We start from the raw sequence: 7,526 nt of genomic DNA, 5'->3' as shown, positions 1-7,526 counted from the left end.
ACGGGGCACCGGGAGCACGCAAGTGCGGGCAGGCCGTCGTATGCAGATGAACTGCGAGTTCGAGCACATTATCTGGCCGCCCCTACGACTCGCCCGGATGCGCCGCGAGCACGGCTCCGTATTTGTCGTGTTGCCCGCTCGCTCCCTGTTCGTGACCAACGATGGAGGGAACCGTGCGTATTATCAGCATGGACATACACCGCGTAGCCGCCGAGGTCGTGTCATTGCTTGATGGCAAGATCGTCAAGCTCGGCCGCGTTGGGAGGAATGGCACCGGGTTCTAGCGCAGGTTCGAGAGTGGCCGGTTGCGACGTTTCAGGAGCCGATTGGCACGCGGCTATGGCAAGTGCCGCGAGGCCAAGCGTTGCGTTGCACATTCGGTGTGCCATCTTCTGATGCCCCGGCCGTCTTTGAATCTAGCGCAGGCCGACCTTATCGCGCGTTTTCACAAGCTGTGTCTACGCAAGGTAAGTCATAAGACAGCGGGTCGTCGAAGAACCCGCAGCGGTCGTGAGTGAATGCCTCCATTCGTCGCCCAAGTAGCGGCCTGGAGCGCCATTCGCGCGGCATCCGCTGGTTCATTAGGAGTTGAGCGGGAGGATCAGCAGTTGACCTTCCAGATCACATAGTGAGGCCGTTGCGACTGTATTCCTGAACCTTCGACAAACGAGTACACGCCGGTCGAACGGATTCACCAAGCTGCTGAATGAACGCTCTAGATGCATTCGACAGGCGTTTGACCGACGAAAGCTTAAGCCCCCCAAGATGCCGCGGCCTATTTCAAGTGCTGCGAGGCGAGTATGATCGACGCGTTGGTGCCAGGCTTCTGAATGATAATCACGACGATGGTAGTCATTCTCGACGATACAAGAGTTGCTGCCACTTATTCGGACAGGAGCTACCGGTTCGATTGAACCGGTAGCGGTGAACGGAAGGGGCACAAACACCCTTCGGCCGCGATTTCGCCAATAGCAATACCGTAGAAACGTGCCACTTTGGCGAAGGATCTGCGCCCTCGAAGGCAGAAGTTACAGGTTCAAATCCTGTCGGGTGCAGCATTGCACAGTTCGCTTGCAGACAACTATTCCTGCTGGAATTGACAGGGCCAATCTTCAGGCCTCGTCAAGCCAGAAGGCAACTCGGTCCGGGCGTCTCCGCAAGCCATGTTGAGCTGCCACTGGGACAGACCCGCCGAATTGGAAAGATCGACGCCCTCGATACGGGTTAGAAAGAAAAAGGCGCGGTCAAAGTCTATCGGCGCGGTGAACGTCGCTCCTCGGAAGTCCGCCCGTGCGAGATTGGCAAACGAGAAGCGGCTGCCGCTGATATCGGCGTCATGGAACTGCGCACGCCCCAATTCTGCCTTTGTGAAATCAACATTGGTCAGATTGGCGCCCTGGAAATTCGAGCGCTGTATTTCCGCGCTCGCAAACACAGCGCCCTGCGCGTCCATACGGCTGAAGTCGGTCCTGTAGGCCTCGATTCTGTCGAACCGGGCGCCTTTGGCGGTCGAGTCGGCCAGGGAAGCACGCACAAGCGTTGCCTTCTCAAGATTTGCCGCAAGGAGATTGCTGTTCCTGAGGTCGGTCGAAGTGAAATCAACACCGAACAGGTTCGCCCCGCTCAGGTCTTGTCCTTCTAGGATGAGAAGCTTCTTGTCACACTCGTGCCAATTGACGCCAGGCGTCGCGGCTGCGTCGCAATTGTGAGCAGCAGTGGCGTTCTGCCAAGCAAACACAGTGCAAACCGCTAGAACCAAGCCGGATGCGCCGTAAGCTCTGGTTCGCCTCAAAGTCATTGTTGCTGGACCTCTGCTACTCGCCGACACTCAACCTTACCACATCTGCTGACACTCGAGCCACGGTGACCACCGCCGTCACAGTTAGCGCATTTCTCATATTCAAGCTTTGATGTTGATCAACCGATCAACCCGCGCGTAGGGCGCGATTTGCGAGCGCCTCCCCATATCATCGGCGGTCCAGCAGAGATCCATTTGTCACCGGCCAGGCGCATCATTCCGTAGGTATGCTTGACTAAGCCGAGGAGAGCGGTCGTTCAGGGTGGCGAAGTCCCTCCGCTCTGGACGTTTGTCTCGCTAGTTGGGAGCCTGCTCGGATGCTGACCGCCACCGCCGCCGTCCGCTGCCGACAAGCGTGAATCCGCTTGCTTCCGCACCGATCGGTACTTCCCGACGGCGAGGTTCACCCGGCACGGGGTGCTCGTCGCATACCCTGATTCCGCTGTCGCATGAACCCCACGACTTCGCTTAGCGAAGCCGAAGTTGATCTCTGCCATCTCCCAGGTCGAAGCATCAACCCCGCATATTTGTGTCGTAAGCTGACGTGCCGCGAATACGCCTTTTTCGGTTGGCGGGCTTTATGGCGGACGCGCAACCTATTCTGTATTTTTATCAAGGTAAACAATGTCGTATGGCGGAGAGGGAGGGATTCGAACTCCGCGCTTGGAAAAGCGTCCCTCTCGTCTTCACCGTGCAGGCCGCTTACTCTGGGCGGCAGAGTGCCCTTCCGCGCTTCGCCAAACCTGCCGTGGGAAATGCCTTGCCGTTTTTTCCGGCGGGCTTTGATCAGATCGCGACTATTAGTGGTTTATGCTGGAACTGGTTGCGGAGGTTGGAGTCGGACCTATTTGCGCCGATCAAGAAGTCCCGTCAGCAAACGAACTCGGTTACAGCACTGTATCGGCGGTATCTCTCTACCGACTCGAACCGCGACCGTTTCTTAGGTCGCGCCTACCGTTTTGCACGCCGTCCCCTGCCCGGCCGTGGCGGAAGGTTGAACCAGTTGGGCGACTGCTAGGTTCCAGACTGGAGGTAAGGTCGGCTCGCTGAAAGCACGGCAGGTGGCATGCGGCACATGCGCGACAACGGCGGCGGAGGGTTTGAGAGGGCCGGAGCCCCGACAGCTTTCGGCAGTTCGAACGATATAGTCGAACGGCCGAAATCGGGGCGCAAAGCTGCCATTAGGCACAAAGATAACAAAAAGCATCGGCGATCGGCTGAAGCCGCTCCTTCTCAGTCTGCTGGCGAACCGCGTAACCGGGGCAGATTTCCGGGCGAAGGGGTTTGCAGGCGAGCGCGTTCGTGATTCACCCTATGCGTGACGCTACCACCGACTGATTCGTTTGAAGGCTGTCGCTCGCGGAACTCCGCGGGTTGGTTACTGCGCTGATCGGCGAAGTGCGCGGTCCAAACATGGTTCGAAGTGGTCGATGGAGGGCCGCGTCGCACGGTGCAGAAGGCCATGCATCGTAGATTATGCGCAAACTGCTATCGCGCGCCTAGTCGGAACTCGCGCATCGAACAGTACATCACGTCTTCCGTCCCCAGCGCACCGGCGGCCTCCCCGCTCGCAATCCAAATAGACGTCTTTCAGCTGTTTGATTGGCATGTCAGCGTGAGCGAACGCGAGGTCCTGAGCGTCAGAAGCCGACAATGAAGCCGGACTGATTGCGATCAGCACGGTGCCGAGCGTCACAGGCGCGAGGGACTTAACAACTGACATGATCATTTTGAGATCCTCCCCAGCTCCCGTAGGTCAACATTCAGTCCTTGGGGGTCGCAGGTGTAGTGCCGTTCGAAGGTCCCGTCCGCGCGCCGCTGCTTGTCGAAGCCGCAATGTAAGGCTCGATCGCGCGCTCGTGGACCAGCCAAAGGGGATCTCGGCCGAGGCGTACCCACTGCCGGCGGCCAACCGTTTCGGGATCGAGGCCGAAGCGATCCTGGTGCGCTCGATCGTCGTGCCGGCCGCGCCTGCCTCCGCATGACGGATGGCGCGGCTTCGCAAATCGCACATGATTTCGTCACGTGAGATGCCGATGTCGCCAAGGACGTCATCGGGTAAACGGCTCAACTGGTCCGTTGCCGACAGGAGAGCTTTTCGCTCGGCGCGGAGGCGTAACCACCTGCGAAATGGACCAATGGCGGCAGCATGAATTATAACCATGATCAGATCGTCCCTTCATTGATCTGAATTGACCGGTACGGAACGGCGCGAACGGCACTCCGGGCGAGAGCGTCAGCCGTCCGCGAGGCAAATTAGGCGTAGTGGTCGATGGATTGGTTTTGCCGCGGCGTGCCCATACGGCGGGCGGTGGCTGGCCCCGGGCCACGCATGTAATAAAGCTCCGGGCGGTAGCGCGGCGCGACGAATTTGCGAAACCCCGCAGCAAGTTTTGTGACGGGAGCCAAGAATTTCATGACTGTTCCCTTTCCCTTCGCCGGCTTGCACACGAGCCGGCGGGCCTGACGTTGCAAAAAGGATATGACAGTCGAACCAGGCTCGGCTGTGGGAATTCCCACACCGGGAAAAACATTGGCGAAATCCGCTCCCAGTTTGCATCCCGGAAAGCGGGGCCTGCGGCCATCAAATTTCCTTGGATAGGGAATAAGGTGAAGTACACTTGATTGAACAAGAGACCGTTGTGACAGGCTCTCTGGCCTTCATCTCGAGACTTTGCGATGCCGACCTCGCCGCGCTGACCAAACGGTGGCACGAGCGCAGCTATCGACACAACGAGCTAATCATTTCCCACGGCGACACTGGTCGCGATGTCTTCTTCCTGCTGGAAGGACGGGCTCGCGTGACACTGGTTTCAGCGGACGGCAGGGAGATAGCGTATCGCGATGTCGAACCGGGCGACATTTTCGGGGAGCTCGGAGGCATTGACGGGATTGCACGCTCTGCCAGCGTAGTCGCACTGGAGGCAACTCGCGCTGCACGGCTGTCCGGCACAGCATTCCGGGATATCGTGATGACCCACCCGACTTTTGCCTGGATGCTGCTTGAGCATCTGTCTGCCCAGCTCCGGCGCATGACCGAGCGGGTATTCGAATACAGCACTCTGGTCGTGCGAAAACGGCTGATCGTCGAGCTCCTGCATCGGGCGGAGAAAGCCGCACTCGTGGACGGCGAGGTGTCCATAAGCCCGGCACCGACGCATTCCGAGCTGGCGGCAACGATGAGCACGCACAGGGAAGCGGTCTCGCGCGAAATGAGCGACCTCGCCAAGAGAGGCCTGATCGAAAAGCGCGGCAGCAGGTTATTGCTGCATGACGTCTCGGCACTACGGGCGCTGGTCGACAAGAAGGAATAGCGAAGGCTGTCGCTGCGGCGGGGGGCACCGCACCTTTCCTCGGCCGCAAGTGATTATTCCTTCCGGCAAATCGGGCAACCTGGCGTGCCAGCGCGCGGATCGGACTTTGATCGCTTCACCCAATCATGACTCGGCTTCTTGATGCGGGCACGGAACGTTATCCCCAGCCTGCTTGCAGAGTTACAAGGGCGGATCGAAGGGTGAAGCCGCATGGACGTTAACTACCAAATCTTCGTCAGCTCGACCTATGCCGATTTGGTGGACGAAAGACGGTCGGTCATCGAGGCGGTTCTTAACCCTCGGGCATATTCCTGTGGGGATGGAGGCATTCCAAGCCAGCGACGACACGCAATGGGATTAAATTAAGCGGCGCATCGATGACAGCGACTACTACGTACTCATCGCATCAGAGCCGTACGGCTCAGAGTTGAGGGGTAAGAGCTACACCCAGATGGAGTACGAGCACGCCGTCGCCCAAGGCGTCCTACCGTGGCGTTTTTGCTCGAAGGCGGTGCTCGCAAGACGTGGGCCGCGGAAAAGCTCGAGTTCGATAAAAAGGCCAAACTCGAGAGATTCCGAAAGCTGTATGAAAAGAAGCTCGTCAAATATTGGCGCAACAAGGACGATTTGGCGGGTAAGGTTGCGATGGCTAATAGACGTTATGACCGTGGTCTGAGCGGCGGCCCGCCCTTAGTCTTTGCAGCTGTTAAGCAAAAGGGGGTTGCTCGGGAGTGCCGAGCCGAGCCCCAAGCGAAGAAAGGACGAGCCATGGAGCAAGATAACATTTTTTACGTCGGTATCGATGTGTCGAAAGCCAAGCATGCTGTCGCGATTGCCGAGGGCGGACGCGGTGGAGAGGTCCGGTATTTCGGCGCGGCGTTCCCCGAGCGTCGTCACCGGAACGTCGTAGCCGTGAAGCCGAACCGTGACGGTCCCGTCATCATGAACAAGCGTCACCTCGCCAGTCATCGTGATCGTGTCGCCTTCGGACAGTTTCGCCATCGGCATCGCCCTCGCAAAGGCAACTGGACGTGGAAAGCGCCATCATCGACGGTGAGATCGTATTGAACGAGACTGTCTGACTTCGGAGCCTTGCGGAAAGCCATCACCCGACGCCAGCACGACCTCTATTCGTCGCCTTCGATCTTCTGCATCTCAATGGTCACGACCTGCGCGACATGGCGCTGGAGGACCGCCGCGAGATCCTTGCCGAGATGATCCCGGACGGTGGCCGTATCCAATTCAGCCAGGCGCTTCCCGGCGAGGCTAAGGCGATCTTCCCACCTGATAGACCAGGCGGGGCTCGAAGGCATGGTGTCGAGGCGCAAGGACAGCAAATACCGGAGCGGCAATTCGACGGCTTGGCTCAAGACCAAGGCTTACAGCATCGATGAATACGAGTTGCTCGGCGTCGAGCGTGAACCCGGAAAGCCGGCTTTCGCCCTAATGGCCGAGCGTGGCACAGGCCGCTATGTCGGGAGCGCCTTTATCACCTTGAACCGGGAGATGCGGGAACGCCTCTGGGAGCGCGTACAGGAGCATTCTGGGCCCGCGCCAAACGGGATGAAACGGCCGGCGACGCAATGGGTCCAGCCTGGGCTGATCGGCCGCGTGGAGCATCTCCGCGGCGAGGACGAATCTGCGCCATGCCTCGCTGCAGGATTTTCGGGAGGAAGACCAGGGTAAAACTCAGTCATTCTGGCCATGCCGCGAATGGCCGAGATGGGTTAGGCCCTGCCGTTTGAATCGGTCGGCGGCAACGAGCACAGAGCGCCACTTTCCGACCTCAGCACCTCTAAGCGCGACGTCTGGTGTGATGCCCGATGCGCACGTTCGTAGGCATCTCGCTGTTACATGGCGGTGACAAAAGCACCGCCACGGTGGCGTCAACCGGTTACCAAGGGCAGTAAATATCTCCGGCCTTCTGGGAGTGGCGTGTCAGCGTCCCCAGAGGCTGCGTGGGCGTGTCGCCGGTTGGCTGTTAGCGCGGCGACTGGAATGCTCCACGCCTCGCAAGCGGGATAGCGAAATCTCGTGAAGGCAAGGTCGAGCTGCGTTTTCCGTTCTCTATCGGCGACGGGCGGCGACTGGGAGAGACGGATACCATGCACACGGGGAGTCAGGAAGTTGGCAGGACATGGACGCGGGGCGGCCCGCGTGCAGGCGCTTGGCCGAGCGGTGCAATGAACACGCAGCGCCACCTCGCAGCGATCATGGTGTGCGACGTGGTCGGCTATTCGCGCCTGACGGAGCGCGACGAGCGCGGCACGCTCGAGCGGCTGAAGATCTACCGCAAGGACCTCCTCGAACCGCTGGTCTCCGAGCACCGGGGTCGGATCGTCAAGCTCACCGGCGACGGCATGCTGTGTGAGTTCGCGAGCGTCGTCAACGCGGTGGCCTCGGCGATGGCGATC

General features: G+C 59.5%; 8 protein-coding genes and 1 pseudogene. 7 read left to right on the top strand and 2 right to left on the bottom strand.

Annotation, left to right across the window (positions count from 1 at the left end; all coding sequences use genetic code 11):
• Positions 1 to 1,081 precede the first annotated feature (1,081 nt).
• The gene (locus NKH49_RS34210; RefSeq protein WP_352456374.1) at positions 1,082 to 1,798 is read right to left on the bottom strand and encodes a pentapeptide repeat-containing protein; all 717 of its coding nucleotides are present in this window, start codon (positions 1,796 to 1,798) and stop codon (positions 1,082 to 1,084) included.
• A 580-nt stretch (positions 1,799 to 2,378) separates the two neighbouring features.
• Between NKH49_RS34210 and NKH49_RS34205 the strand changes: the two genes are divergently transcribed.
• Together NKH49_RS34205 and NKH49_RS34200 are read left to right on the top strand one after the other, a co-directional pair.
• Positions 2,379 to 2,816: a hypothetical protein gene (locus NKH49_RS34205; RefSeq protein WP_352930052.1), complete on the top strand. Its 438-nt coding sequence runs from the start codon at positions 2,379 to 2,381 to the stop codon at positions 2,814 to 2,816.
• Positions 2,817 to 3,657: 841 nt separating this feature from the next.
• The gene (locus NKH49_RS34200; protein ID WP_352473171.1) at positions 3,658 to 3,783 is read left to right on the top strand and encodes a hypothetical protein; all 126 of its coding nucleotides are present in this window, start codon (positions 3,658 to 3,660) and stop codon (positions 3,781 to 3,783) included.
• A 271-nt stretch (positions 3,784 to 4,054) separates the two neighbouring features.
• Here the strand turns inward: NKH49_RS34200 and NKH49_RS34195 are convergent, their stop codons facing one another.
• On the bottom strand, positions 4,055 to 4,216 hold the full coding sequence (locus NKH49_RS34195) for a hypothetical protein (protein WP_167522729.1): 162 nt from the start codon (positions 4,214 to 4,216) through the stop codon (positions 4,055 to 4,057).
• A gap of 224 nt (positions 4,217 to 4,440) precedes the next feature.
• On the opposite strand from NKH49_RS34195, the gene NKH49_RS34190 reads away from it, so the two are divergent.
• The 5 genes and pseudogenes from NKH49_RS34190 to NKH49_RS34170 all read left to right on the top strand — a co-directional run.
• Complete coding sequence (locus tag NKH49_RS34190) at positions 4,441 to 5,112, top strand: Crp/Fnr family transcriptional regulator (RefSeq protein WP_029356805.1); 672 nt, start codon at positions 4,441 to 4,443, stop codon at positions 5,110 to 5,112.
• A gap of 210 nt (positions 5,113 to 5,322) precedes the next feature.
• Positions 5,323 to 5,478, top strand: a complete 156-nt coding sequence (locus tag NKH49_RS34185) for a DUF4062 domain-containing protein (RefSeq protein WP_352473170.1) — start codon at positions 5,323 to 5,325, stop codon at positions 5,476 to 5,478.
• Positions 5,474 to 5,788: a DUF4062 domain-containing protein gene (locus NKH49_RS34180; RefSeq protein WP_352473198.1), complete on the top strand. Its 315-nt coding sequence runs from the start codon at positions 5,474 to 5,476 to the stop codon at positions 5,786 to 5,788. The genes NKH49_RS34185 and NKH49_RS34180 overlap by 5 nt, the downstream gene beginning before the upstream one ends.
• A gap of 502 nt (positions 5,789 to 6,290) precedes the next feature.
• Complete coding sequence (locus NKH49_RS34175; protein ID WP_352473169.1) at positions 6,291 to 6,506, top strand: hypothetical protein; 216 nt, start codon at positions 6,291 to 6,293, stop codon at positions 6,504 to 6,506.
• 789 nt (positions 6,507 to 7,295) lie between these two features.
• Positions 7,296 to 7,526, top strand: a pseudogene (locus NKH49_RS34170) (adenylate/guanylate cyclase domain-containing protein); the annotation flags it as partial.

The sequence above is a fragment of the Mesorhizobium sp. M1088 genome (assembly GCF_040318575.1).
In the GTDB taxonomy this organism is placed as follows: domain Bacteria; phylum Pseudomonadota; class Alphaproteobacteria; order Rhizobiales; family Rhizobiaceae; genus Mesorhizobium.
This window is presented reverse-complemented; position numbering and strand designations above follow the sequence as displayed.